20 protein-coding genes are annotated in these 25,202 nt (G+C 69.1%); 13 read left to right on the forward strand and 7 right to left on the reverse strand.

Features of this window, described 5'->3' with window-relative positions:
• Window positions 1–41: 41 nt before the first annotated feature.
• A complete protein-coding gene (locus LPA45_RS26240; protein WP_317919661.1) occupies window positions 42–1,409 on the forward strand; it encodes a sigma-54 dependent transcriptional regulator in 1,368 nt (455 codons plus the stop codon).
• A gap of 113 nt (window positions 1,410–1,522) precedes the next feature.
• On the opposite strand, the gene LPA45_RS26245 is transcribed toward LPA45_RS26240, so the two are convergent.
• Complete coding sequence (locus LPA45_RS26245) at window positions 1,523–1,948, reverse strand: hypothetical protein (RefSeq protein ID WP_116319185.1); 426 nt, start codon at window positions 1,946–1,948, stop codon at window positions 1,523–1,525.
• Between the two features lie 1,298 nt (window positions 1,949–3,246).
• Here LPA45_RS26245 and LPA45_RS26250 point away from each other — a divergent pair.
• Window positions 3,247–4,182 (forward strand): YihY/virulence factor BrkB family protein, encoded by a 936-nt coding sequence (locus LPA45_RS26250; RefSeq protein ID WP_116319336.1) that lies wholly within the window; start codon window positions 3,247–3,249, stop codon window positions 4,180–4,182.
• Window positions 4,183–4,305: 123 nt separating this feature from the next.
• Window positions 4,306–5,919, forward strand: coding sequence for a peptide chain release factor 3 (locus LPA45_RS26255; RefSeq protein WP_116319180.1), 1,614 nt, complete (start codon window positions 4,306–4,308; stop codon window positions 5,917–5,919).
• A gap of 88 nt (window positions 5,920–6,007) precedes the next feature.
• Here LPA45_RS26255 and LPA45_RS26260 read toward each other — a convergent pair whose 3' ends face one another.
• On the reverse strand, window positions 6,008–8,167 hold the full coding sequence (locus LPA45_RS26260) for a TonB-dependent siderophore receptor (protein WP_317919666.1): 2,160 nt from the start codon (window positions 8,165–8,167) through the stop codon (window positions 6,008–6,010).
• A 376-nt stretch (window positions 8,168–8,543) separates the two neighbouring features.
• Between LPA45_RS26260 and LPA45_RS26265 the strand changes: the two genes are divergently transcribed.
• From LPA45_RS26265 to LPA45_RS26275, 3 genes are all read left to right on the forward strand, one after another.
• On the forward strand, window positions 8,544–9,791 hold the full coding sequence (locus LPA45_RS26265) for an MFS transporter (protein WP_116319176.1): 1,248 nt from the start codon (window positions 8,544–8,546) through the stop codon (window positions 9,789–9,791).
• 217 nt (window positions 9,792–10,008) lie between these two features.
• Window positions 10,009–10,359 carry a hypothetical protein gene (locus tag LPA45_RS26270; protein WP_317919669.1) on the forward strand — a complete coding sequence of 117 codons (351 nt, stop codon included), beginning with the start codon at window positions 10,009–10,011 and terminating at the stop codon, window positions 10,357–10,359.
• 281 nt (window positions 10,360–10,640) lie between these two features.
• Window positions 10,641–11,612 carry a mechanosensitive ion channel family protein gene (locus tag LPA45_RS26275; RefSeq protein ID WP_317919671.1) on the forward strand — a complete coding sequence of 324 codons (972 nt, stop codon included), beginning with the start codon at window positions 10,641–10,643 and terminating at the stop codon, window positions 11,610–11,612.
• Here LPA45_RS26275 and edd read toward each other — a convergent pair.
• A complete protein-coding gene (gene edd / locus LPA45_RS26280) occupies window positions 11,609–13,444 on the reverse strand; it encodes a phosphogluconate dehydratase (protein ID WP_116319172.1) in 1,836 nt (611 codons plus the stop codon). The two genes, LPA45_RS26275 and edd, sit on opposite strands and share 4 nt — an antisense overlap.
• Before the next feature lie 209 nt (window positions 13,445–13,653).
• On the opposite strand from edd, the gene zwf reads away from it, so the two are divergent.
• The 5 genes from zwf to LPA45_RS26305 are packed head-to-tail and all read left to right on the forward strand — an operon-like array spanning window position 13,654 to window position 18,920.
• Entirely contained in the window at window positions 13,654–15,111 is a 1,458-nt protein-coding gene (gene zwf, locus LPA45_RS26285) for a glucose-6-phosphate dehydrogenase (RefSeq protein ID WP_116319170.1), read from the forward strand.
• 15 nt (window positions 15,112–15,126) lie between these two features.
• Window positions 15,127–15,807, forward strand: coding sequence for a 6-phosphogluconolactonase (gene pgl / locus LPA45_RS26290; RefSeq protein WP_317919674.1), 681 nt, complete (start codon window positions 15,127–15,129; stop codon window positions 15,805–15,807).
• 49 nt (window positions 15,808–15,856) lie between these two features.
• Window positions 15,857–16,876 (forward strand): glucokinase, encoded by a 1,020-nt coding sequence (gene glk / locus LPA45_RS26295; protein ID WP_317919676.1) that lies wholly within the window; start codon window positions 15,857–15,859, stop codon window positions 16,874–16,876.
• A gap of 2 nt (window positions 16,877–16,878) precedes the next feature.
• Complete coding sequence (locus LPA45_RS26300) at window positions 16,879–17,574, forward strand: response regulator transcription factor (RefSeq protein WP_317919678.1); 696 nt, start codon at window positions 16,879–16,881, stop codon at window positions 17,572–17,574.
• Complete coding sequence (locus tag LPA45_RS26305; RefSeq protein WP_317919679.1) at window positions 17,574–18,920, forward strand: HAMP domain-containing sensor histidine kinase; 1,347 nt, start codon at window positions 17,574–17,576, stop codon at window positions 18,918–18,920. The genes LPA45_RS26300 and LPA45_RS26305 overlap by 1 nt, the downstream gene beginning before the upstream one ends.
• A 24-nt stretch (window positions 18,921–18,944) precedes the next feature.
• On the opposite strand, the gene LPA45_RS26310 is transcribed toward LPA45_RS26305, so the two are convergent.
• Complete coding sequence (locus LPA45_RS26310) at window positions 18,945–19,880, reverse strand: 2-hydroxyacid dehydrogenase (RefSeq protein ID WP_116319160.1); 936 nt, start codon at window positions 19,878–19,880, stop codon at window positions 18,945–18,947.
• Between the two features lie 412 nt (window positions 19,881–20,292).
• Between LPA45_RS26310 and LPA45_RS26315 the strand changes: the two genes are divergently transcribed.
• A complete protein-coding gene (locus LPA45_RS26315) occupies window positions 20,293–20,748 on the forward strand; it encodes a YccF domain-containing protein (protein WP_116319158.1) in 456 nt (151 codons plus the stop codon).
• A gap of 10 nt (window positions 20,749–20,758) precedes the next feature.
• On the opposite strand, the gene LPA45_RS26320 is transcribed toward LPA45_RS26315, so the two are convergent.
• Genes LPA45_RS26320 through LPA45_RS26330 form a run of 3 tightly spaced genes read right to left on the reverse strand, consistent with a single transcriptional unit; the run spans window position 20,759 to window position 23,130 of the window.
• Window positions 20,759–21,226, reverse strand: a complete 468-nt coding sequence (locus LPA45_RS26320; RefSeq protein WP_116319157.1) for a MarR family winged helix-turn-helix transcriptional regulator — start codon at window positions 21,224–21,226, stop codon at window positions 20,759–20,761.
• A 34-nt stretch (window positions 21,227–21,260) separates the two neighbouring features.
• Window positions 21,261–21,440: a hypothetical protein gene (locus LPA45_RS26325; RefSeq protein ID WP_116319155.1), complete on the reverse strand. Its 180-nt coding sequence runs from the start codon at window positions 21,438–21,440 to the stop codon at window positions 21,261–21,263.
• Window positions 21,430–23,130: an FAD-dependent oxidoreductase gene (locus tag LPA45_RS26330; RefSeq protein WP_317919682.1), complete on the reverse strand. Its 1,701-nt coding sequence runs from the start codon at window positions 23,128–23,130 to the stop codon at window positions 21,430–21,432. Before LPA45_RS26330 ends, LPA45_RS26325 begins: the two co-directional genes overlap by 11 nt.
• 195 nt (window positions 23,131–23,325) lie before the next feature.
• Here LPA45_RS26330 and LPA45_RS26335 point away from each other — a divergent pair, with 195 nt between their 5' ends.
• Window positions 23,326–25,122: an OPT/YSL family transporter gene (locus LPA45_RS26335; RefSeq protein ID WP_116319152.1), complete on the forward strand. Its 1,797-nt coding sequence runs from the start codon at window positions 23,326–23,328 to the stop codon at window positions 25,120–25,122.
• The last annotated feature ends 80 nt before the right edge of the window (window positions 25,123–25,202 follow it).

A 25,202-nucleotide genomic window follows, 5' to 3' on the forward strand; every position in this document is an offset into this window, starting at 1 on the left:
GTGCCGGAACAAAGAACAAGCCAAACGTCCGGGAGATCGTGATGGACCGACTGTGCAAGGCGTCACGCACTGCACAGATCGTGGTCGTGTCGCGTCATGAAGATTTTGGTTTTGACCCGTCCAGCTTCGGCCCGGGATGGGAATTCCGCCGCGTGCAGCAGATCCGCGACGTCGAACGCGTGGTGCGCGCGAGCCCGCCCACCGCTGCCGTGATCGACCTGCAGGCGGAATACAGCGATGCCGAGTTCGGCCAGCTCGAACTCGCGCTGCAGCATCTGCATGTCACCTGGGTGGCCATCACTTGCGACGCGATGCTTGCCGACGAGCGCGTGCGCCGGCTGATCCGCGATTACTGCGTGGACTACGTGCGCACGCCGTTCTCGGTGCAGGAGCTGATCTACACGCTCAAGCACGCGCACGGCATGGCATCGCTGCATGGTGCACGCGTGCAGGAGACTGCGTCGCGCGGCACCATGATCGGCGAGTGCGCGACCATGCGCGCCATGTTCCGCTCACTGGCCAAGGTAGCGCACAACGAGGCGCCGGTGTTTATCTCCGGCGAATCGGGCACCGGCAAGGAGCTGGCCGCGCAGGCGATCCACGATGCCTCGAGCCGGCGCAAGGGGCCGTTCATCGCCATCAACTGCGGCGCCATCCCTTCGCACCTGGTGCAGTCGGAACTGTTCGGCTACGAGAAGGGCGCGTTCACCGGTGCCAACCAGCGCAAGGTCGGCTGGATCGAGCAGGCGCAGGGCGGCACGCTGTTCCTCGACGAGATTGGCGACCTGCCGCTGGAAAGCCAGGTGGCGCTGCTGCGTTTCCTGCAGCAGGGCACCATCACGCGCCTGGGCGGGCACCAGTCGATCCCGCTGAACCTGCGCATCATCTCGGCCACGCACGTGGACCTGGTGGCGGCGCAGGCCGACGGACGCTTCCGCTCTGACCTGTTCCACCGGCTGTGCGTGCTGACGCTGAGCATCCCGGCGCTGCGCGAGCGCGGCGAGGACATCCTGCAGCTGGCCAACGCCGTGCTGACCGAGCACGGCCACGAGGCGCACCGGCGCATCCGCGGATTCTCGGCATGCGCGACCCAGGCCATGATGCAGTACGCGTGGCCGGGCAATGTGCGCGAACTGATCAACCGCGTGCGCCGGGCCATCGTGATGACCGACAACCGCAAGATCACGGCCGAGGATCTGCAGCTGCATGGCGGCGCAGAGCTGCCGCGCAAGACCCTCGACGCGATCCGCGAGGAGGCCGAGCGCGAGGCGATCCGCAACGTGATGGCCAGTCATGGCTTCCACGTGGTGCCGGCCGCGCGCGAGCTCAACGTGTCGCGCGTGACCTTGTACCGGCTGATGCACAAGCACAATATCCGCGTGGAGAGCCAGCCGGCCGCTGGCGACTAGGCTCGCGGCCCGTCGCCGCCCTTGGCGGCGGTGCGCCAGGCAGCGCGCCACAGGAAAGGGGAACCGCCGACGTCCGCTCGCCGGTTCCGCCTTTCCTCGTGCCCGCTGGCACGTCAGCGCACAACCGCGCGGGCCTGGCCGGCCCCGCTCCCGCCGCCGGCCCCATCCGCCGGGGCGGCCGCGAGGTTCATGCTGATCTTGCCGCGTGGCGTGCGCGGCGGGTTGTTGTCATCCCGTTGCAACCACGGCGGCGCGTCGCGCCGGTCCGGGTAGTCGCGCGCCTGCCGGCCGCCTTGCGGAGTCCCAGGCGCGGCCGCGCCTGGCGTGGTGTCCTGCTGCATATGCAGTTCGCCCCAGGCCCAGCCGAAGCCGCGCACGTAGACATCGTTGCTGACCGCCGCGTGGCTGTTGGCGCTGGCGTCGTCAGGCCGGTCGAACCAGGCGTAGCTGGCTGCCACGGCAGGGGCCGAGAAGACTGCCAGGGCAGCCAGGGTGGCCCCGGCGGCCAGCGCGCTTGCGGCAGGAATTGCGGCTCTCATGGCATCTCCTCCTTGTGGAAAAAAGTGCCCGCCGGGGGACGGAGCACAAATCCGCGCGGACACACCGGTCGGCATGCCCGCATGATTCCGGAACAACTCCCGCTCAGGCGCGCCGCTTCCCGGCCGGGCGTCCGCAGGCTGCGCGCGTGCAGGCCGGATCCCTGGCCCGGCGCGCACCCCCGGGGCAGGGTGCGCTCGCCGTGGCCAGTTGCGCCGGCTCGACCCGCTCGCGCGGGTAGGGCAGAAGTGGCGGCGAAAGCAGGTCCGTCACCGAAGGCGGGGGGCCCGCCAACCGGTATGAGCGCCGGCGCGCCGTCATGCGTGAGGGCGGATGACGCATGGCTGGTCTCTCTCCGCAGTAGTGGCTGGTTGATGGTAATGACGCGTGCGGCGTCCCTGCCGATGCTGAGCGACAAGTGTGCCAAGGGCCGCAAAGGCTTGTGCCATGCGGGTTTGCGGCCTGCCTGCGGGCGCCACGCACGGCTGAGACGGCGTCAGGGAACCATTCGGTTTCGCCGTTGCAACGCGTGCGCCGAGCGCCACCGCTGGCCGGGCGCGCGCATGTGCGGGCTCGGTCGCCTGACACGCGCGCCGGGTGCGGGATAACACGCCCACGGAGGGGCGAATTCGCCGCACTGCACCGAGTTGCATGTTTGAAACCGGCGTTACGTCAGTCTTGCATTGGCGTAACAGCCTGGAACAGCGACGAGCGTACTGCCCCGCGCCGGCCCCGCGTTAGCGAGGCAATTCCCGGCGCGGTACGCAGAAACGGGTACGCCGCAGGCGTCCCTCGTGGCAGCCGCTGCCGCGATCGTCAGCGAGACTGGCCCGGCGGGCTGGGTGCCGCCGGCGGGGTGGGGGCAGCGGAGGACGAGGTCGTGGCAGTGCCCGAGATGGGTTTGGGTCCGGGCTGGCTGCGCTCACAGCCGGCAACGCCGAGCATCCCGACCACGAGCATGGCGGCCACCGGTCGTGCGGAGAGGAAACGGGTCACGGATGCCTCCTTGCGCCGGCGCGCGGCACGGGATGCGCCGGCAGGTGTGCCTGGTCTTACTGTAGCAGGTCGCCTTGGGGGCGCTGCCTTGGGCAAGCCGCGCAATGCGCAGTATGATGAACGCAAGCACCCTCGCTGCCGGAGCGTCCCGTGGCCGCTCGCGCCAGGCGTTCCGGCTACCCGCCCCTGCGCAGCAGGGCTCCGAACCGGGCAAACCCAGGCCGTGAACGACAACACCGAACACCAACCCGCATCATCCTCTGGCAGCGGCACTCCGCAGCCGCGACCCCACCGCCCGCTCTGGCTGCCGGACCGCCACACCGCCGCGCGCACGCTGCGCGTGGTCACCGCGGCGGTCACCTCCTGGTTCGACCACCGCGCCGCCAGCAAGGGCGCGGCGCTGTCCTTCTATATGCTGTTCTCGCTGGCGCCGATCCTGGTGCTGGTGATCTCGATCGCCGGTCTGTTCTTCGGCGCCGAGGCGGCGCGCGGCGAGATCTTCACCCAGATCGAAGGGCTGGTCGGCGAACAAGGCGCCGTGGCGATCCAGCAGATCCTGGCAGCCACACACCGCGCCGGCGGCAGCGGCATGGCCACCCTGATCGCCATGGGCATCCTGTTTGTCGGCGCCACCAGCGCCTTTGCCGAGCTCAAGAGCAGCCTCGATGACATCTGGCATGTGCCGGTGCCCAAGACCGCCGGCTGGCAGACACTGCTGCGGGCGAGGCTGCTGTCGTTCAGCCTGGTGCTGGTGCTGGCCTTCATGCTGCTGGTGTCGCTGATCGTCAATGCCGCGCTGGCGGTGGTCGAGCGCATCTGGGGCGAGCTGTGGACGCAGTCCTGGTTCGCCCCGGTGGCCGACGTGATCTCGACGGCGTTTTCCTTTGCGGTCGTGACCGCGCTGTTCGCGGTGATATTCAAGATGTTGCCCAACGCGCGTATTGCCTGGCGGGACGTGACCATGGGCGCCATCATTACCGCGCTGCTGTTCTCGGTGGGCAAGCGGCTGATCGGTCTCTACCTGGGCAATAGTGCCGTGGCCTCCTCGTATGGCGCGGCGGGCTCGGTGGTGGCGCTGATGTTGTGGATCTACTACTCGGCGCAGATCTTCTTCTTCGGCGCCGAGCTGACACGCCAGTACGCGCTGCAGTTCGGCAGCCTGCGCGGCGTGCCAGGCATGGCGGGGGAGGCGGGCGGCAAGGGTGAAGGCAAACCCCCGGCCTGGCCCGTGAACCGGTAAAATAGCGCCCCATTCCTTCCGTAAGTCCCGCAGGGCCCGGCGCAAGTGCCGCCTGCGGCGGCGCCGGTCCGGGTGCCGGCTCATGCCGCACCCTCCACTTATTCCCAGCCAGAATCCGCTGCCGTGAGCTCGCTCGTATCCGAAATTGCGCGTCGTCGCACCTTTGCCATCATCTCCCATCCCGACGCGGGCAAGACGACCCTGACCGAAAAGCTGCTGTGGTTCGGCGGCGCGATCCAGGTCGCCGGCGAAGTGCGCGCGCGCAAGGCCGACCGCCATGCCACGTCCGACTGGATGGAGCTGGAAAAGCAGCGCGGCATCTCGGTAACTTCGTCGGTGATGCAGTTCCCGTACCGCCGCGGGGGTGACAGCAGCAGCGCCGACGGCAGCGCGCAGGAGAGCATCGTCAACCTGCTCGACACGCCGGGCCACGAGGACTTCTCGGAAGACACCTACCGCACGCTGACCGCGGTCGACTCGGCCGTGATGGTGATCGACTCGGTCAACGGCGTGGAAGCGCAGACCATCAAGCTGCTTAACGTCTGCCGCCTGCGCGACACGCCCATCCTCACCTTCATCAACAAGCTCGACCGCGAGGGCCGCTCGCCGATCGAACTGCTCGACGAGATCGAGGAGGTGCTGCAGATCCAGTGCGCGCCGATGACCTGGCCGATCGGCATGGGCAAGCAGTTCCGCGGCGTGTATCACCTGATTGACGACAAGGTTCAACTGTTCGACCCGAAGGGCGACAAGGGCACCGCGGCGATCCTGGACGGCCTGGACAACCCGGAGCTGGACCGCATCCTGGGCAGCCAGGCCGACGAGTTGCGCGTCGAGATCGAGCTGGTGCGCGGCGCCTCGCATACCTTCGACAAGGAAGCTTTCCTCAACGGCAAGCAGACCCCGGTCTACTTCGGCTCGGCGATCAACAACTTCGGCGTGCAGTCGCTGCTGGACGCGCTGTGCGAGCTCTCGCCGCCGCCGCTGGCGCGCAATACCGACACGCGCGTGGTCGAGCCCAACGAAGGCAAGTTCACCGGCTTCGTCTTCAAGATCCAGGCCAACATGGACCCGCGCCACCGCGACCGCATCGCCTTCGTGCGCGTGTGCTCGGGCCGCTTCGAGCGTGGCATGAAGCTGCTGCACGTTTCCGCCGGCAAGACCGTGGCGATCAACAACGCCATCACCTTCATGGCGCAGGACCGCAACACGACCGAAGAGGCCTACGCCGGCGACATCATCGGTGTGCCCAACCACGGCACCATCCGCCTGGGCGATGTCTTCACCGAGGGCGAGCCGCTCAAGTTCACCGGCATCCCGTCGTTCGCCCCGGAATTCTTCCGCCGCGCGCGCCTGAACAACCCGCTCAAGGTCAAGCAGCTGCAGAAGGGCCTGCAGCAGCTGGCGGAAGAGGGCGCGACGCAGATGTTCCGTCCGCTCGTCTCCAACGACCTGGTGCTGGGTGCGGTCGGCATCCTGCAGTTCGACGTGGTCGCTCACCGGCTTGAGCACGAGTATGGCGTCGATGCCATCTTCGAATCGCACGAGTGCGCCACCGCGCGCTGGCTCAAGGGCACTCCCGCGGAAATCGAGAAGCTGATCGCCAAGGCCGGACACAACGTTGCGCTGGACGGCGCGGGCGACCATGTGTACCTGGCGCCGAGCATGGTGAACCTGCGGCTGACGCAGGAGCGGTTCCCGGAGCTGCAGTTCCTGGAAACGCGCGAGATCGTCTGACGATCCCATCCCGGAGAAAGCAAAACGGCTCGCCATGGCGAGCCGTTTTGCTTTTCCGAGGGGAGCCACCCCTCAGCCAGGCGTCGACTCAATACGCCAGCGACGCCTGGATATAGAACGTGCGCGGCATCCCCACGTACTTGCCCGCATTGTTGTCCGTGGAGCGCGTGAAATAGCGCTTGTCGAACAGGTTCTTCACCCCCACGGCCACCTTCAGGTTCTGCGCCGACTTGCCGAAGTCGTAGCCCAGCCGCATGTTCAGCAGCGCGTAGCCCGGGATATCGCCCAGCGCCCCATTGGCGCTCTCGGCGGTCTGGTACGTGGTCGACGTGCTCGGGTCGCCCGGCGAATGCTGCTTGGACTGCGCATAGCCGTCGACATTGAAGGCCCAGCGGTTGCGCGCATAGCGCATGCCCACGGTGGCCACATGGCGCGAATAGAACGGCAGGTCGCGCCCGGCAAAGTTACCCTGGTTGTAGGTTGCTTCGGTGAAGGTGTAGGTGGCGTACGCCGACAGGCCGGCCAGCGACTTGTCGAGCGCGCCGAAGTCATAGCGCAGCGACGATTCCACGCCGCGGTGGGTGGTGGCGCCGAGGTTGGTCCACGCATCCGGCGCGCCGCCGGTGCCGCCGCGCAGCTGCAGCTCGTCGTCGAAGTCGATGTTGAACAGCGTCAGCTCGCCGCCCCAGCCGTTGGCGTTGAAGTGCGTGCCGATTTCGTACGTCTTCGCCTTTTCGGGCGTCAGGCCGTTGGTGGTCTGCGCGATCTGGAAGTACTGCAGCGGTCCGAACGAAACACCCGCGTTGGCGAACAGCTTCCACTGGTCGCTGACGTGGTACATCACCGCCAGCGACGGCAGCGGCTCGTTTGACGAGACGTCGTTGCGCGCGCCGGTGAAGTTGTCGGTCACGTACGAACGGATGAACTCGTAGCGCAGGCCAGGCGTGATGGTCCAGCTGCCGACGTTGATGGTGTCGTCGATGTAGACGGCATTGGCGGTGGTGCCGCCGGTGCGCGACTGGTACACCGGCGACGGCAGCGTGGTCGGATCGATGGTGCCCGGCGTGTAGAACACCGTGCGCGAGGCCTTCTCGTCGCTGGCTTCGCGCAGGAAGCGGTAGCCGACGCTGACCTCATGGCTCATGTTCTCGCCGCGGAACAGCTGCGAGTAGCGAGGCTCGATCGCAAACGTGTGGTAGTTGCGCGGCGCCGAGGTCAGGCGGCGCAGGTTGGCCTGCGCGCCGGTGCCTTGCTGCTCGATATTGCTGCCACGGAAGCTGTCGGTGTAGTACGTCAGCACCTCGAACTTGCGGTTGTTGTCGTTGTGGCTGTACTTCAGGCTGAAGTCGTTGCGGCGGCCGTCGAAATTGTCGTAGGGCCGCACCGACTGGAACGGGTCGGCCGCGTACTGCGCCGGCGTCAGGCCGCCGGGCATGCCGGCCCTGCCCTCGTAGTAATGGAAGGCCGCGGTCAGTTCGTCGGTCTTCGAGATCCGGTAGTTGCCCTTGAGCATCAGGTCGTCGATATTGACGTGGTCGTTGCTCTCGCGATAACCGTTGCCATGGATGCCCGAGTACAGCAGCGCGCCGCCCAGCCCGTTGTCGTTGGTGCCGCCGATGAACGCCGTCGGGTTGGTCTTGACGTTGCCGCCGTGGCTGTAGATGTCGGTCGAGACCGAGGCATCGGCCGCGAAGGTCTTCGGGATCGACCGCGTCGCGAAGTTGATGATGCCGCCCACGTTCTGCGGGCCGTAGCGCACCGAACCCGCGCCGCGCACCACGTCGATGCTTTCCAGGTTGCCCAGCGACAGCGGTGCCATCGACAGCTGCGGCTGGCCATAGGGCGCCACCGCCAGCGGCACGCCGTCCATCAGGATGGTCGAGCGCGGCGACAGGCGCGAAGTCAGTCCGCGCACGCCCACGTTCAGCGACACATCGCTGCCGCCGGTGCCGTTGTTCTCCTGCACCTGCACGCCGGGGACGCGGCGCAGCACCTCGCGCACGTTGTTGGCGCCGGCTTCCTGGAAGGTCACGCGGTCGACGATGGTGCGGGCGCCGGGGTGCTCCAGCACCTTGGCTTCATCCGCGTTGTCGAGCCAGTTGCCCACCACGGTGACGGCGTTGAGGGTGGTTTCCGCATTGGCGTTGCCAGCGGTGGTGGCCGTGGCGGCAGTCTGGGCGTGGGCGGGGAGGGCGAACAGCAGGGCGGCGCCGAAGGCACCGGCGGTGAGACGGAATGCGGGCTGCAAGATGAGAGTCCTGGAAAGGCAGCGCATTCCACCGGACGGATGCGCCGAATGGGGCCGGATTATAGGTGCGAGTGATTCTCAGATGCGATTAGTCAGATCAAACTCGGGGCGTTTGTCGCATCCATGCATCACGATTGATACATTTGCAGCACAAAATGTGGCAAAAAGAGCACGTCTACCGGCTATTGGATCGTGACGCATGCATGTGTATGCACTAATTCAGCGGTCACCGTAAAATCGAGGCTTTATGCCGTCGCCTTGCCGCCATGATTGCCGTCGCGATTGCACCGCCGCGATTGCGGCCGCGCTTGCCTTCGGTATCGCTGTGGCGCCTGCATGGCGCCCCCTCGCTGTCTGACCCCGCCTTTCGCAATTCATGTCTTCCCCTGCCACCGTCCCGGCCGCCGAGCCGGATAGCGTCTTCGGCGATGCCACGTTCCGCCGCTACTGGTTCGCCCGCTTGTGCACCACCATCGGCTATCAGATCTTTACCGTGGCAGTCGGCTGGCAGATGTACGACCTGACGCGCGACCCGCTGATGCTGGGCATGGTCGGGCTGGTGCAGTTCCTGCCGTCGGTGGTGCTGATCCTGATGTCCGGCCACGTTGCCGACCGCTTTGACCGGCGCCGCATCGTGCGCTCCTGCCAGTCGATCGAGGCGCTGCTGGCCGCCGGCATGGCCGTGGCCAGCCTCACCGGCTGGATCGACAGCCATCACATCTTTGTCTTCGTCGCGCTGATCGGCGCCACGCGCGCGTTCGAGAACCCCACGCTGCAGGCGCTGCTGCCCAGCGTGGTGACGCCGCGCCAGCTGCCGCGCGCGGTGGCGCTGGCCAGTTCCGCAGGGCAGACCGCGATCATCATCGGCCCGGCCATCGGCGGCTTTGCCTACGTGGCAGGTCCCGGCGTGGTGTACGCGCTGAGCGCGACGCTCTTCGTCATCGCCGCGGTGCTGGTCAGCGGCATCAAGCTGCGCCAGGCCGCGCAGCGGCTGACCGCACCGGTCAGCGTGAGCACGGTGTTTGCCGGCTTTGCCTATATCCGCCGCCGGCCGGTGCTGCTGGGCGCGATCTCGCTCGACCTGTTCGCGGTGCTGCTGGGTGGCGCGGTGGCGCTGCTGCCGATCTATGCACGCGACATCCTGCATACCGGGCCGTGGGGCCTGGGCCTGCTGCGCTCATCGCCGGCGGTTGGCGCGCTGGTGATGGCGCTGTGGCTGGCGCGCCACCCGCTGAACCGTCGCGCCGGGCGCATCATGTTCGGCGCGGTTGCGCTGTTCGGCGTCGCCACCGTGGTGTTCGGGGTATCGACATGGCTGCCGCTGTCGATGGTGGCGCTGGTGGTGCTGGGGGCCTCGGACATGATCAGCGTGGTGGTGCGCTCGACGCTGGTCCAGCTCGATACGCCGGACGACATGCGCGGGCGTGTCGGGGCGGTCAACTCGGTGTTCATCGGCGCCTCCAACCAGCTGGGCGAATTCGAATCCGGCGTGACCGCGGCGCTGTTCGGCCCGGTGGGTGCCGTGATCCTCGGTGGGGTCGGCACGCTGCTGGTGGTGGCGGTGTGGATGCGGCTCTTCCCGGCGCTGGCCTCGCGTGACCGGCTGCACGAACACGTCGCCTGAAAGTCGGCGGGCAAGCCGCCCGCCCTGAAATCCGCCGCTGCGGCCATTCTGAAGCCGGGGCAGCCTGCAAAGCGTACCCGTTTCTGCGTGACCCGCGGCGCCCTGCCGGCGGTATAGTCCAGCGGTGTGCGGCGGTCTTCCGCGCCAACTTTCGTCGCTGAAAGTCGCCGCCACGCTCCGTCCCGACACACCTCTCACTGCCGATCCGCCCCGCCAGATGGCCGCCCCGTCCGACCCGCTCCAGCGCCACGCGGTCTTTGCCGCGCTCACCGGCTCGCGCGCCTCGCTCGAGCGCGCCGCGGTGCTGGGCGACGGCCTGGGCCTGGCGCTGTGGAGCAACCGGGACGACGACACGGCCTACGCCCATCCCGGTTACCACACCCTGTCGGTCTACCTGGATCCTGCGGGCGCGGCTAGAGCGCGCCCGTCACCTGCTGGACGAACCGCGCCTTGGATTGAACGAAGTGGCGCCGGCTTTGGCTCGACCAGCCACCTGAGCCACCGTTTCCGTGTCGCGTTCGGGGTCACGCCCGGCACCTGGCGCGCGGCATTGTCGCCCTCCGTGTGATTCGCCGCGAGCCCTTGCCGGATAAGGGCTGGCGCGGCGGCGCGCGCACTCGTTCCAGATTGCGTGGGAAACCAATTGTCGCCTGGGCTGTCACCTCCACTGTGGCGCGTGCCACGCCTTTGTCGGCGATCGTCTGACATCTGGTGCTAAAAAGCCACTAATTACCGGGGAGTTTTGATAGTCATCGGCTCTCGATGAGACACCGCATTCCCGGGGGCAGCACGCAGAAACGGGTACGCTCGCCGCCGCCGAGACCAACAAACCACAAACGGAGTCGCCTCATGGACCTGAACTTCATCGATGCCAACAAACTGGAGGCGGGCTGGGCCTACCTGGTCCAGTTCGCCATCAACCAGGGCATGAACTGCCTGGCCGCGATCCTGATCCTGCTCGCCGGCTGGTGGCTGTCCGGACGCGTGGCCAACGCGTCCCGGCGCGCGCTGAGCGGTACACACGTGGACGAGACCATGCGGCCGCTGCTGGCCAATGCACTGCAGTGGATGGTGCGCGTGCTGACCATCGTGCTGGTGCTGTCGCAGTTCGGCGTACAGACCGCCAGCATCATCGCCATGCTGGGCGCGGCCGGCCTCGCCATTGGCCTGGCGTTGCAGGGCACGCTGCAGAACATTGCCGCGGGCATCATGCTGGTGCTGCTGCGGCCGTTCCGCGTCGGCCAGTACATCGATGCGCAGGGCGTGGCGGGCACGGTGCGCGAGACGGGCCTGTTCATGACCGAGTTGACCACTTTCGATGGCGTCTGCCTGCGCGTGCCCAACGGCAAGCTGTGGGGCAGCGCCATCACCAACTACAGCGAAAACGCCACGCGCCGCGCCGATATCGAGGCCACGGTGACGTTCGACAGCGATGTGCAGCACAGCCTCGAAGCACTGCGCGGGATGCTGGCGCGCGAGCCGCGCCTGTTGTCCGAGCCGCGCCCCGAGGCCATGGTGGTCAACTACACGCAGCAGGGCATCACGCTGAACGTGCGCTACTGGACCTCGAATGACGACTACTGGAACGTGCGCTTCGCCTTCTACGAGCGCATCAAGCAGGTGCTGGAGCAAGCGGGCAGCAAGCTGGCGGTGCCGATCCAGGAGTTGCACGTGCCGGGTGCGGGCTCAGTGCCGGGCGCCGTGAAGGTGTCCGAGGGCGCGCCGGCACCGGCGTCGGCACCGGCGTCCGCGTCGGCGCCTGCGGCGCACGCGCGCACCGCCGGCGCCGCGCCGCGCCAGCCGGTGCAGCGGCTCGGCTAGGCGGCGTTGCCTTCGTCGGAAAACAGCGTGCAGGCGCCGCTTTCGGCGGTGCTCACGTTGCAGCGGAAGGACGCGAACAGGTCGCGGCCAACGCCGTGCCGGTTGGCACTGAGGTCGGGGTTGGCGGCCTCGCGCGCGCGCCATTCGTCTTCCGGCACCAGCACGTCGAGCACGCCCGCGGGCGCGTCCACGCGCATCATGTCGCCGGTGCGCACGCGCGCGAGCGCGCCGCCGCGCAGCGCTTCGGGACAGACATGGATCGCCGCCGGCACCTTGCCCGATGCACCCGACATGCGCCCATCGGTGACCAGTGCCACATGGAAGCCGCGGTCCTGCAGCACCGTCAGCGTCGGCGTCAGCTTGTGCAGCTCGGGCATGCCGCAAGCGGCCGGGCCCTGCCACGGCAGCACCGCGACGAAGTCGCGCTCCAGTTCGCCGCGCTTGAACGCGTGCAGCACGTCGTCCTGACGTTCGAACACGATCGCCGGCGCCTGCACCACCTGGTGCTCGGGCTTGACCGCCGAGGTCTTGATGACCGCGCGGCCCAGCTTGCCGTCGAGCACCTTGATGCCGCCGTCCGGCAAGAACGGCTGGCCGGCGCCGCGCACGATGCTGTCGTCAAGCGGCGCGGCCGGGCCGTCGATCCAGCCGAGCTTGCCGTCGCGCAGCACGGGCTCGCGTGTGTAGTCCTCCAGCCCGCGGCCGAAGATAGTGGTCACGTCGTCGTGCAGCAGTCCCAGCGACAGCAGCCCGCGGATCACCACCGGCAGCCCGCCGGCGGCCTGGAACTGGTTCACGTCGGCCTTGCCGTTGGGGTACACGCGCGCCAGCAGCGGCACCACCGCCGACAGCTCATCGAAATCGTCCCACCCCAGCACGATGCCGCCCACGCGCGCCATCGCGATCAGGTGCAGCGTGTGGTTGGTCGAGCCGCCGGTGGCGAGCAGCCCGACGACGCCGTTGACGAAGGCGCGTTCGTCCAGCACTTCGGCCACCGGCGTGTAGCGCTCGCCGCCATGCACCAGCTTGAGCGCCTGGCGCGCCGACTCGCGCGTCAGCGCCTCGCGCAGCGGCGTGCCGGGGTTGACGAAGGCGGTGCCCGGCAGGTGCAGCCCCATCATTTCCATCAGCATCTGGTTGGAATTGGCGGTGCCGTAGAAGGTGCAGGTGCCGGGGCCGTGATAGGAGTGGGTCTCGGCTTCGAGCAGTGCTTCCCTCCCGATCTTGCCCTCGGCGTAAAGCTGGCGCGTGCGCGCCTTTTCATCGTTGCTGATGCCGGTGGTCATCGGCCCGCCCGGCACGAACACCGCGGGCAGGTGGCCGAACGACAGCGCGCCCATTACGAGTCCCGGCACGATCTTGTCGCACACGCCCAGGTACAGCGCGGCGTCGAACATCTGGTGCGACAGCGCCACGGCCGCGGCCAGCGCAATCACGTCGCGCGAAAACAGCGACAGGTCCATGCCGTCCTGGCCCTGCGTCACGCCATCGCACATCGCCGGCGTGCCGCCTGCGAACTGCGCGGTGCCGCCGGCCTCCAGCGCAGCCTCCTTGATCCACTGCGGATAGGCCGCCAGCGGCTGGTGCGCCGACAGCATGTCGTTGTAGGCGGAGACGATCGCCAGGTTGGGGCGCTCGTCGGCCTTCAGGCGGATCTTGGCTTCGTCAGGCATCGCGGCCACAGCGTGGGCCAGGTTGGTACACGAAAGCTGGGCGCGTTCCACTTTCTGCCCGGCCATGGCGCGGGTCCGGTCCAGATACGCCTGGCGGGTGGCGGCACTGCGGGAGACGATGCGGGCGGTGACCCGCTCGAGCACTGGATGACGTGGCATGGGGTTCTCCTGCGGGGGAGCTTTCAGCCTAGCGCACTTTGCGGGTCGCTGCACGCCGCAGGGCGTCCCGCGCCGCCCCAGGCGATCCACGCAGAAATGGGTACGCTTGCCTCGCCAAGCCGTAGCGACTCACGTAAACTGGCCGCAACACGGCCCGCCATCGCGCGATGGCCGCGACAACTCGAATCCTCAAGGAGCGCAGGGTGAGCATGCCTGATTTCGACATGGTGCTGTTCGGCGGCACCGGCGACCTGGCGCGGCGCAAGCTGCTGCCTTCCCTGTTCGATGCGCATCACGCCGGCCTGCTGAATCCGGCGGCGCGCATTCTCGCCACCGGCAGCCAGCCGCTGTCGACCGCTGACTACCTGGCGTCCCTGGAACAGACCGTGCGTCCCGCGCTGGCGCATGCGCCGCCTGAGTCATGGGACAGGTTCTGCCAGCGCATCATCTACGTGCAGGCCGACGCACGCGTGCCGGCGCATTTCGATGCGCTGGCCGACAAGGTGCTGTCGCGCAAGCCCGAAGTGGTGGTGTGCTATCTCGCCACCGCGCCGGACCTGTTCGTGTCGATCTGCGAGCAGTTGGCGCGTACGGGCCTCAACACCCGCACGGCGCCTAACGTACGCATCGTGCTGGAAAAGCCGCTGGGCCATGACCTCGAATCGAACGAGGCGATCAACTCGGCGGTGGCCAACTACTTTGCCGAGGAGCAGATCTATCGCATCGACCATTACCTCGGCAAGGAGTCGGTGCAGAACCTGATGGCGATCCGCTTCGGCAATGCGCTGTTCGAGCCGCTGTGGCGGCGCGAGTGGGTGCAGGACGTGCAGATCACGATCGCCGAAGAGCTCGGCGTGGAAACGCGCGGCGATTTCTACGACCACACCGGCGCGCTGCGCGACATGGTGCAGAACCACCTGCTGCAGCTCTTGTGCATGGTGGCGATGGAGCCGCCGGCCAGCCTCTCCGAAGACGCCATCCGCGACGAGAAGATCAAGATCCTGAAGGCGCTCAAGCCGATCACGCCGCAGGACGTCGCCGAGAAAACCGTGCGCGGCCAGTACCGCGCCGGCGCCATCGGCGGCAAGCCGGTGCCGGGCTACACGGACGAGGCCGGCATCGCGCCCGACAGCCGTACCGAAACCTTTGTCGCGATCAAGGCCGAGATCGCCAACTGGCGCTGGGAAGGCGTGCCGTTCTACCTGCGCACCGGCAAGCGCATGCAGGCGCGCGTGGCCGAGATCGTGATCCACTTCCGCGACGTGCCGCACGCGATCTTCCCGCGCCCGCTGACGCTGTCGCCGCAGAACCGGCTGGTGATCCAGCTGCAGCCCGAGGAAAGCATCCGGCTGTACTGCCTGGTCAAGCAGCCCGGCGACACGCTCGAGCTGACGCCGACCTCGCTCGACCTCGACTTCGCCAACTCGTTCAAGGTGCGCCGCGCCGGCGCCTACGAGCGGCTGTTGCTGGACGTGATCCGCGGCCGGCTGGGTTTGTTCGTGCGCCGCGACGAGCAGGTGCAGGCGTGGCGCTGGGTCGAGCCCATCATCGATACCTGGGAAGCGAGCACGGTCCCGCCCAAGCCTTACACCGCCGGCACCTGGGGCCCGGCCGCGTCGTCGGCGCTGATGTCGCGCGACGGCGCGCTGTGGCACGAAGAAGCCTGAACCAGAGGAAACGACATGCGCCTGTTCGAACATCCCACCCCGATGGACCAGGCCGAGGCCCTGGCCATCTCGATCAGCAATGCGCTCGAGCTCGCCATCCGCGTCAACGGCTGGGCGGTGCTGGCGGTCTCCGGCGGGCGCTCGCCGGTGCCGATGTTCGAGCGGCTGCGCTACCGCCCGCTGCGATGGGAAGCGGTGACGGTGACGCTGGTCGACGAGCGCGTGGTGCCGCCTGACCACCCCGACAGCAATGCCGCGCTGGTGCGGGCGCACCTGCTGCGCGAGGCCGCCGGCAGTGCCGCCTTCATTCCGCTGGTGGCCGATGGGCAGGACGTGGCCGACCCGGCCGCGGCGGTGGCGCGCGCGAATCGCGCGTTCCGCCAGCCCGACGTGGTGGTGCTTGGCATGGGCGAGGATGGCCATACCGCGTCGCTGTTCCCGGACGCACCCGAGCTGCAGGACGCGCTGAGCGACCCGCAGCCCGCCTACCTGCTGGTGCACCCGGGCGCCGCGCCGCATGCGCGCATCACGCTGAACCTGGCCGCGCTGCTGGCGGCCGAACGCGCGTTCCTGGCGGTCACTGGCGAAGCCAAGGCCAGGGTGCTGGAGCGCGCGCTGCAGGGGCCGACGCCGGCGCTGCCGGTGAGCCTGGTGGCGTCGCGCCACCGGCACGGGTTCGACGTGTTCAAGGCCTGATTCTGAATTCCTGAATTCCTGAATTCCTGAAGGGGACGAGACCGACGCCATGGCTGACACCGCCTCCACACCCGCGACCGCCACCTTCCCGCGCCTGCTTGGCGATATCGGTGGCACCAACGTGCGCTTCGCGCTGGAGACCGCGCCGATGCAGATCGGCCCGGTGACCGCGCTCAAGGTCGCCGATTTTCCCTCGCTCGAAGCCGCGCTGCGCCAGTTCCTGGATGGTCTGGCCGGCACCGGCAAGCCCATGCCGCGCCATGCGGCGATCGGGCTGGCCAACCCGGTTACCGGCGACCAGGTCAGGCTGACCAACCACAACTGGACCTTCTCGGTCGACGGCATGCGCCGCTCGCTCGGCCTGCAGACGCTGTTGGCGCTGAACGACTTCACCGCGCTGGCGCTGGCCTTGCCGCACCTGCCGGCGGACGGCCTGGCGCAGGTGCGCGCCGGCACCGCGGTCCCGACCGCGCCGCTGGCGCTGGTGGGACCGGGCACGGGGCTGGGCGTGTCGGGGCTGGTGCCGGCGCCGGGCGGGCAGATGGTGGCGCTGGCCGGCGAGGGCGGCCATATCGAGCTGATGCCGGCCACCGACGATGAATGGGTGGCGTGGCGCGCGGCCCATCGCCAGGTCGGGCGCGTATCCGCGGAACGGCTGGTGTCGGGCGCGGGGCTGTCGCAGATCCATGCCGCGCTGGCCGCAGAAACGGGTACGCTTTTGCTCGCGCCGCTGCTGCCGGAGCAGGTCACCGACGGCGCCTTCCAGCGCAACGACCCGCTGTGCCAGCGGGCCATGACGGCGTTCTTCGGGCTGCTGGGCTCGGTCGCGGCCGATATCGCGCTGGTGTTGGGCGCACGCGGCGGCGTCTATCTCGGCGGCGGCATCCTGCCGCGCTTCGTGCCGGCGCTGCAGGCCTCCACCTTCGCCGAGCGCTTCGTCGCCAAGGGCCGCATGCGCGGCTGGCTCGAAGACGTGCCGGTCCACGTCATCACCGCGCGCCACCCGGCGCTGCCGGGGCTGGCGCGGGCGCTGGCCGACCGCCTGGATCGCGAGGCGGGGACCGCCTAGCCATGCGCGTGCTGCTGGTGGAAGACGACGCCATGATTGGCGACAGCGTCAGGCAGGCGCTGCGGCAGGAGGGCTTTACCGTCGACTGGGTGCGCGACGGCGACGCGGGCCTGGCCGCGGCCACGTCGTCGCAGGAGGGCGAGGCCTGCTACGACCTGGTGCTGCTCGATCTGGGTTTGCCGCGCCGCTCGGGGCTGGACGTGCTGCGCACGCTGCGCGCACGCGGCGTGCCCACGCCGGTGCTGATCCTGACCGCGCGCGACGCGGTAGCCGACCGCGTCGCGGGCCTCAATGCCGGGGCTGACGACTACCTGGTCAAGCCTTTCGACCTGCAGGAGCTGGCCGCGCGCATGCACGCGCTCGCGCGCCGCGCCGCGGGGCGGGCCGAGCCGCTGGTGGCCAATGGCGAGATCGTGCTCAACCCGTCCACGCGCGAGGTCACGCACCGCGGCGAGCCGGTGCGGCTGTCGGCGCGCGAGTTCGCGCTGCTCTCGGCGCTGATGTCGCGGCCGGGCAAGGTGTGGTCGGTGCCGCAGTTGCAGGAGCGCCTGTACGGCTGGGACGACGAGGTGGGCAGCAATACCGTCGAGGTCTATATCCACGCGCTGCGCAAGAAGTTCGGCGCCGCGCTGATCCGCAATATCCGTGGCGTGGGCTACGTGGTGCCGCGCCTGGATGGCGAGGGAGAGCCCGGCTGATGCGCTCCATCCAGCGAACGCTGCTGTGGTGGCTGGCCGCGGGTTTGCTCGCCGGCATAGCCATCGCCACCGCGCTCATCTACGGCCAGGCACGCCAGGAAGCCAATGCGCTGTTCGATTACCAGATGAAGCAGATGGCCGCGGCGCTGCCGAGCCAGTTTGCCGACCCGGTGGTGCCGCCCTTTATCGGCTCGCCCGGCGACCTCTCGCATGCCGACGAGGACGTCGTCATCCATATCTGGGACGGCTCGGGGCGCAGCCTTTACCTGTCGCATTCGCACGCGGCGCTGCCGTCGCGCGCCGAGCTGGGCTTCTCCAACGTGACCACGCAGCAGGGCGAATGGCGGCTGTACAGCATGCAGCTGGGGCCCACCGTGGTGCAGATCGCGCAACCGATGAGCGCGCGCCGCACGCTGGCCGCGCGCATGGCGCTGCGTACCGTGGCGCCGCTGCTGTTGCTGCTGCCATTGCTGGGCTGGCTGGTTTGGATGGCCGTGGGGCGCGGCCTGCGGCCGTTGCGCGAGATCGCCGCCGAAGTGCGCGCGCGCGACGCCACCACGCTGGAGCCGCTTGCGTTGCGGCAGATGCCGGACGAGATCGCGCCGCTCAGCGCCGCGCTGAACCAGCTGCTGGCGCGGCTCTCGCACGCCATCGACACGCAGCGCGCCTTCGTGGCCGACGCGGCGCACGCGCTGCGCACGCCGCTGGCCGCGCTGCAGCTGCAGGCCCAGCTGGTCGAGCGCGCCGACAGCGGCGCGGCACGTGACGAGGCAGTGGCGAAGCTGCGCCAGGGGCTGGAGCGGCTGACCCACCTGGTCACGCAGCTTCTCACTTTGGCGCGGCAGGAACCCGGGGCGGCCACGCCACCGCGCGAGCCGGTCGACCTGCGCGCACTGGCCACCGGCGTGGTGGCGGAACTGGCCCAGGCCGCGCTGGATCGTGATATCGACCTGGGCGTGGACGCCGGCGCGGACGCGGATGCCGAGGCCGACGTGGCGCCGGCCATCGTGCGTGGCGATGCCGATGCCTTGCGCATCCTGCTGACCAACCTGCTGGACAACGCGCTGGTCTATATCCCGGCCGGCAGCCGCATCGACGTGCAGGTGGCACGCGCGGGCGACGGACGCTCGGTCGAGCTGGTGGTCCGCGACAACGGCCCCGGCATTCCGGCTGAGGAACGCGAACGCGTGTTCGACCGCTTCTACCGCGTGCCCGATGCGCCGACCGGCGGCAGCGGGCTGGGCCTGGCGATCGTGGCGGAGATCGCGCAGTCGCATGGGGCGCGCGTGGCGCTCGAAGACGCGCGGCCGGGGCTGCGCGTCAGGGTCGCATTTCCGGCCGCCTGAGGTCCAGCCGTCAGCGTACCGGCGTCAAGCCACAGGTGTCAGCAGCGCCTCGCCGGCAAAATGCCGGCGCGCATTCTCCAGGAACTGCACCACCGACGCCGTGATCGCCTCGGGCGACCAGCCTGCCATGTGCGGCGTCAGTACGACGTTGGGGCAGTCGAACAGCGTCACCGGCGGCGCCGGCTCGCTTTCATAGACGTCCAGCCCGGCGCCGCCGAGCGTACCGGCGCGCAGCGCCGCCGCCAGCGCCTGGGTATCGACCACGCTGCCGCGCGCAATATTGACCAGGAAGCCCGACGGCCCCAGCGCCGCCAGCACGGCGGCGTCCACCAGATGGCGTGTCGCGCCGCCGCCCGGCGTGGCGATCACCAGGTAATCGGCCCAGTCGGCCAGCGCCCCGATGCTGTCGAAATAGCGGTAGCCCACATCCTCGCGCGGCTTGCGGTTGTGGTAGCCGATCTCCAGGTCGAAGCCCTCGCCGCGCCGGGCGATGCGCCGGCCAATGGTGCCCAGCCCGACGATCCCCATGCGCTTGCCCGAGACATTGGGCCGCAGCGGCAGCGCCGTGCGCCAGGTGCCGGCGCGGGTAGCAGCGTCGAGCTGGGGCAGCCCGCGCACCGTCGCCAGCAGCAGCGCGAGCGCGTGGTCGGCGACGCAGCTGTCGTTGGTGCCGGCGCCATTGGCCACGGCAATGCCGCGCGCGCGGGCGTGGGCCACGGCGATGTTCTCGAAGCCGGCGCCGAGCGCGCACACCAGTTCCAGCGCCGGCATGGCGTCGATCTCTGCGGCGGTCAGGCCGGTGGAGCCGATCGTCAGCACCGCGCGGATGCGCGCGCCTTGGGTGGCGATCTGCGCGGCGCGGCCTTCGGCATCGGGCGCGTAGACGATCTCGAACTGTTCGGCGATGGCGTCGCGATGGTGCGGAGCGACCTGGGTCAGGATCAGCAGCGTGGGTTTCATGGCGGAGAGAACGGTGTGACGCGCCGCGTGGCGTGCGAAAAGCGTGAGGGTTGCGAAGGGGATGGCCGCGCCGGGCCGCCCGGCATTCCCGGATCGCGGGATGCCGGGCAAATGGCCGGCGGGCGTCACATTCTAGCGCCGCCATCGCGACCTTGCCGAACGCTGCCACGCCCGGCGCCGGCCAAAACCAGTCACGCAGAAACGGGTACGCTTTGCAGCTGCGAGCCGCGCCGGGAGCGGCTGGCAGCAGCGATTGCCTTGCGGAAGCCGCGCGTTCGAGAGGCGCGCACGGGGCATGCAGAGGCCCGCGCGCCGCCATTTCGCACGTCCTGGCGCGGCACGCAGAAACGGGTACGCTCCGGCGCCGCGCGTATCATCGGTGTCCTCTCCTGCTCACACCCAAAAGGCTGGCATGCGTGCAATCGGCAACTTCCTCTGGTTCATCCTCGGCGGCGTGGTAATGGGCCTGGCATGGTGGCTGGCCGGGCTGCTCTGCTTTATCTCGATCGTCGGCATTCCGTGGGGCAAGGCCTGCTTCGTGATCGGCAGCTTCACCTTCTTCCCGTTCGGCAAGCAGGCCATCAGCCGGCGCGAGCTGACCGGGCGCGACGATGTCGGCACCGGCGCCTTCGGGCTGGTCGGCAATGTGCTGTGGTTTGTGTTTGCCGGCGTGTGGCTGGCGATCGGCCACGTGATGGCGGCAGTCGCGAACTTCGTCACCATCATCGGCATCCCGTTCGCGATCCAGCACCTAAAGCTGGCCGGCATCGCGCTGGCGCCGATCGGCCAGACCGTGGTCAGCAATGAGGTCGCCGAAGCCGCGCGCCGCGACGGTGCGCGCACGCACGTGGACGGCCTGCGGCGCTAGGCTTGGGTCGCTAGGCCTCGTCGCTGTCCGCCGCGCCGTCCTGCTGGGCGGCGTGCGCCACCAGCCGGTCGAGCAGGCTGCCCAGCAGCGCCTGTTCCGCCTCGCTCAGGCAGCCGAAGATCTCGTCATTGCGCCGCGCGATCATCGCGATCGCCTGCCGGTACAGCGGCTTGCCCTGCGCGGTCAGGGCCAGCACCACGCCGCGGCCATCGGCGGCGCTGGCTTCCTTGCTGACCAGTCCCCGTTCCACCAGCGCCTGCGCCGAGCGGCTGGCCTGGCCCTTGGTCAGGTTGGCACGCTGCGCCAGCGCGTTGACCGACAGCGGCGCGAACGCGCCGATCGCGGCCAGGCAGCGGCCCTCGCTCAGCAGCAGGCCGCATTGCTCCAGGTAGGCGGCGGCGCTGTCCTTGTCGCTGAGCTTGTTGACCTGGTGCAGGCGGTAGGTCAGGAACTGTTCCAGGCGTGGCAGTGGTTTCATGGCGATGTCCGGTCGGGCGTGGGCATTGTAGTGCCTACGCCTGGCTGCGCGCCTCCGCCTCGTCGATCAGTGCGAGCACCGGTGCCAGTGTTTCCTGCCGGCTCATCAACCCCAGGCACACCATCGCCAGCAGCAGCGGCGAACGTTCCTCGCCGGTGCGGCCCATGGCCTCGCACAGGCGCGTATAGGCGAGGTCGAGATCATCAGCTTGCATGGCGGGCTCCGGCCGGTTGGGATTGCGGGGTTTGCATCAGGGGGGCGAGGGTCGCGGCGACGTCGTCCCACGCGGGATCGCGCCAGCGCGCCAGCACGTAGCCGTCGGGGCGGATCGCGTAGAGGGCGCCGGAGCAGGCGCCGTAGCGCGCCTGCGCCTGGCCGGCGACATCGGCGAGCGCGTTGTCCGCGGGGATGGCGGTGCCGCTGACGACCACGCGCGCCTGCAGCGTTTGCGGATGGGCTTGCACCAGTGCGGCCAGCGTTGCCGGCAGCGTCGGCGAATCACCGAAGTACAGCAACGTGAAGCGCTGCCCGAAGCATTGCGTCAGGTGGGCGATGCCCTCCGCGCTGGCGACGCGCGCTTCCGGAGCCGGCAGCCCGGGCGCGGCGCCGGGGCAGTCGGCGCCGAAGTCGCTGGCACCATTCAGCGGCGAACCGGCATAGGCAATCGGAGCCGACTGGCGCGGGTTGATCAGCGAACGCACCGCGGTGTCGCCCTGCGCCAGCCGCAGCGTGGCCTCGCGCATCAGGCGGAAGGCAAAGTCGGGAGGCGCCATGAATTCGGTGCTTTTGGCACCGTAGGCGATGTTCTGCCGGGTGGCGTGGACGCGCTCGACCGAATAGGAGTCGAGCAGGCTGTCCGCGGCCTGACCGCGCACTACCGCGGCCAGCTTCCACGCCAGGTTGCCGGCGTCGTCCAGCCCCGAATTAAGCCCGCGCACGCCGAAGATCGGCACCAGATGCGCGGCGTCGCCGGCGAACAGCACGCGGCCGTGGCGGTAATCCTGCAGCGTCAGGCACTTGGCGTTGTAGATCGAGATCCACAGCGGCTGCCAGGGCTCGGTTTCGCCGATCATGTCCAGGTGGCTCTGCACGCGCGGCAGCACGTTCTCCGGCTTGACCGCTTCCTCAGGGTCCTCGTCGTCGCGGATCTGGTAGTCGATGCGCCAGACGTCGTCGGGCTGGCGGTGCATCAGGATGGTCGAGCCCGGGTTCGAAGGCGGGTCGAACCACGCCAGCCGCTCCACCTCGCGCGGGGTCTTCTGCACGATGTCGACGATCACGTAGCGGCCCTCGTACTGCGTGCCTTCCATGCGCAGGCCCAGTTGCTCGCGCACCGTGCTGCGGCCGCCGTCGCAGGCCACCAGCCATTGTGCGTCGACCTGCACCACGCCGCCGGCGCTCTCGATTTCCGCCACCACGCCGCCGTCATGCGGTCGCACCGTGCGCACGCGCGCGCCGAAACGCACGTCGGCCGGCGTGTCGCCCCGCAGCGAGGCTTCGTGCGCGAAGGCTTCGAGGTAGTACTGCTGGATGTTGACCATCGGCGCGAAGCGCTCATCCGACTCGCTTGGCATGCGGAAGTGCAGCACCTCGGCGTCGCGGTAGTAACTGCGTCCGCCCACCCAGGGCAGGCCCGTTTCGACCGTTTGCTGGTCCGCGCCGACCCACCCCAGGATCTCGAGCGAGCGGCGCGACATGCAGATGGCGCGGCTGCCGGCGCAGTAGCCAGCGTCGGCCTCGACCACCAGCGTGGCGATGCCGTAGCGCGCCAGCAGCGCCGCCAGCGCCAGCCCGACCGGGCCGCCGCCGGCAATCAGCACGGGTACGTGGTGCGGCCAGGGGCGCCGCGTAACAGGAGGCGGTGCCGGCGGCACGGCCGCGTGCGGGGCGGTGGAGTCTGGCATGGCTGGGTCTCGCTCGATGTAATTGGTTGTGTGCGCAACTATATATCAGATGGTTGCGCACGAAACTAGTGTTTACCCGATTGGCTGCTCGGGCTCCGAGGCTTTCCTACGGAAAAGGAGACAAGTCGCACGTCGCTCACCCCATGCCGTGGCCTATGCTTCGCAGAGCGCACCCGCTACTGCCTAGCCTTCGCCATGCCGATCCTGCCCACTGATGCCGTGCCCCGCGCCAGCTGGCTGCCCCCTGCCGGCAGCTGGCGCTACCACGCGCTGCTGGGCGCGGCCGGCATGCTGGTGCTGGGGCCGCTCGGCGGCATTGCCGCGGCCTATATGAATTTCTCGCTGGGATTCTTTGTCGGTGGCCAGGTGCTGGCGGGCATACTTGGTTCTGTAGTGACCGCCGGCTATGGCGCGCCGGGCAGGCACGGTGCCAACTACATCCAGACCGCGGCGGCGTCGGTAGCGGGCATGGGCGGGATGGCGGTGGTGTTGCAGGCGATGGCATGGCTGGGTTTGGCGCAGCCGCCGCTGTGGCAGCTGGTGCTCTACATGCTGTGCATCGGCATGTACGGCGTAGGCATCGGCATGTTGTACACGCCGCTGCTGGTAGACCGGATGCAGCTGACGTTCCCGTCGGGACTGGCGGTAGCCAATATCCTGCGCGCACTGACCGACCCGGCGCTGCTGCGTCGCTCGGTGGCCCGGCTGGGCGGCGGCATGGCGCTGGGGCTGGCCAGTGGCCTGGGCGCCGCGCGCGTGCCGTGGCTGGCTGCGCTGGATCTGTCCGCGGCAACTTTCGGCGCCGGCATGATCGTCGGGGCGCGCATCGGCATTGCCGCGCTGGTAGGCGGCCTGGTCGGCTGGGCGCTGACGCCGTGGTTCGTCGCAGTGGGGTGGCTCGCGCCCGGCGAACCGTACCGCAAGGCCACCTTCCTGGTGGCGCTCGGCATGATCATGGGCGCGGCGGCGCTCGATGTCGCCCTGCTGCTGGGGCAGGCGTGGCGCCAGTGGCGCGGCCGGTCGGGACAGGCGGCGCCGTCACGGCGCGGGCCCGGCATGGCATGGGTGGCCGCGTGGGCGCTGCTCTGGGGAGCCGCCACGGTCGCCGCCGGCGTGATGTGGTTCGGCCAGCCGTTGGGCTTCCAGCTGATGGCGGTGCTGCTGGTGCTGGTGTTCGCGCTGGTCAACGGCATCTCGGTCGGCATGGTCGACCAGAACCCGATCTCGTCCGCCTTCGTGCTGACGGTGATCCTGATGGCCGCGGCCGGATTGCGCGCGCCGCACGTGGGCCTGATCGCGGCGACCGTGCTGCTGGTGGCGACCGCTGAAGCCAGCGACATGCAGCAGGACCGCTCCACCGGCTGGCGGCTGGGCAGCGACCGCATGGTGCAGTTCGGCTACCAGGTCGCTGGCATCGTGGTGGGGGCGCTGGTGGCCGTGGCGATGGCGCGGCTGTTCATGCATGCGTACCCGGTGCTGGCGCTGGACCAGACCCGGCTGCCGGCAGACCAGCAGCCGGCGCGCTGGACCTCGGCCATGACCTACAAGATCGTCGGCGTGCTGCACGGGCTGGCGCAGCCACGCGCCGCCCAGCACGCCGCGGTGGCGCTCGGCTTGGCGCTGGGGCTGGCCACGGCAGTGCTGCGCAAGCTGGTCCTGGGCGGGCCGGCATGGCAGCGCTTCGCCCAATCGGGCCGGCGGGGCAGGGTGGCGGATTTTGTGCTCGATGCAGTGCTGCTGCCGTCGCCCTATGCATCGTCCTTTGGCGGCTTTGTTAACCTGGCGGCGGCAGGCTGGATGGCCGCCGGTGGCGTGGTGGCCAGTATCGGCGGCGCCATGGTGAGGCGCAGGCCCGGGGCCAGGCGTGCGCAGCAGGCGCTGCCCGAGGACATGAGCACCGCGTCGCTGCTGGGCGGGGGCCTGATCGCCGGCGACGCACTTGCTGCACTGGCCTTCGGCCTGGCCGGGCTGCTGGCAGTGACGTGGAACTGACACCGGAAGATTGTCAAATTATATTGACGCTTCTGTCCAATCCGCAGTGGATTGTCAAATCGCATGGCCGGCGTACCATG

Source organism: Cupriavidus sp. Agwp_2 (genome assembly GCF_040784895.1).
Taxonomy (GTDB): Bacteria; Pseudomonadota; Gammaproteobacteria; order Burkholderiales; family Burkholderiaceae; genus Cupriavidus.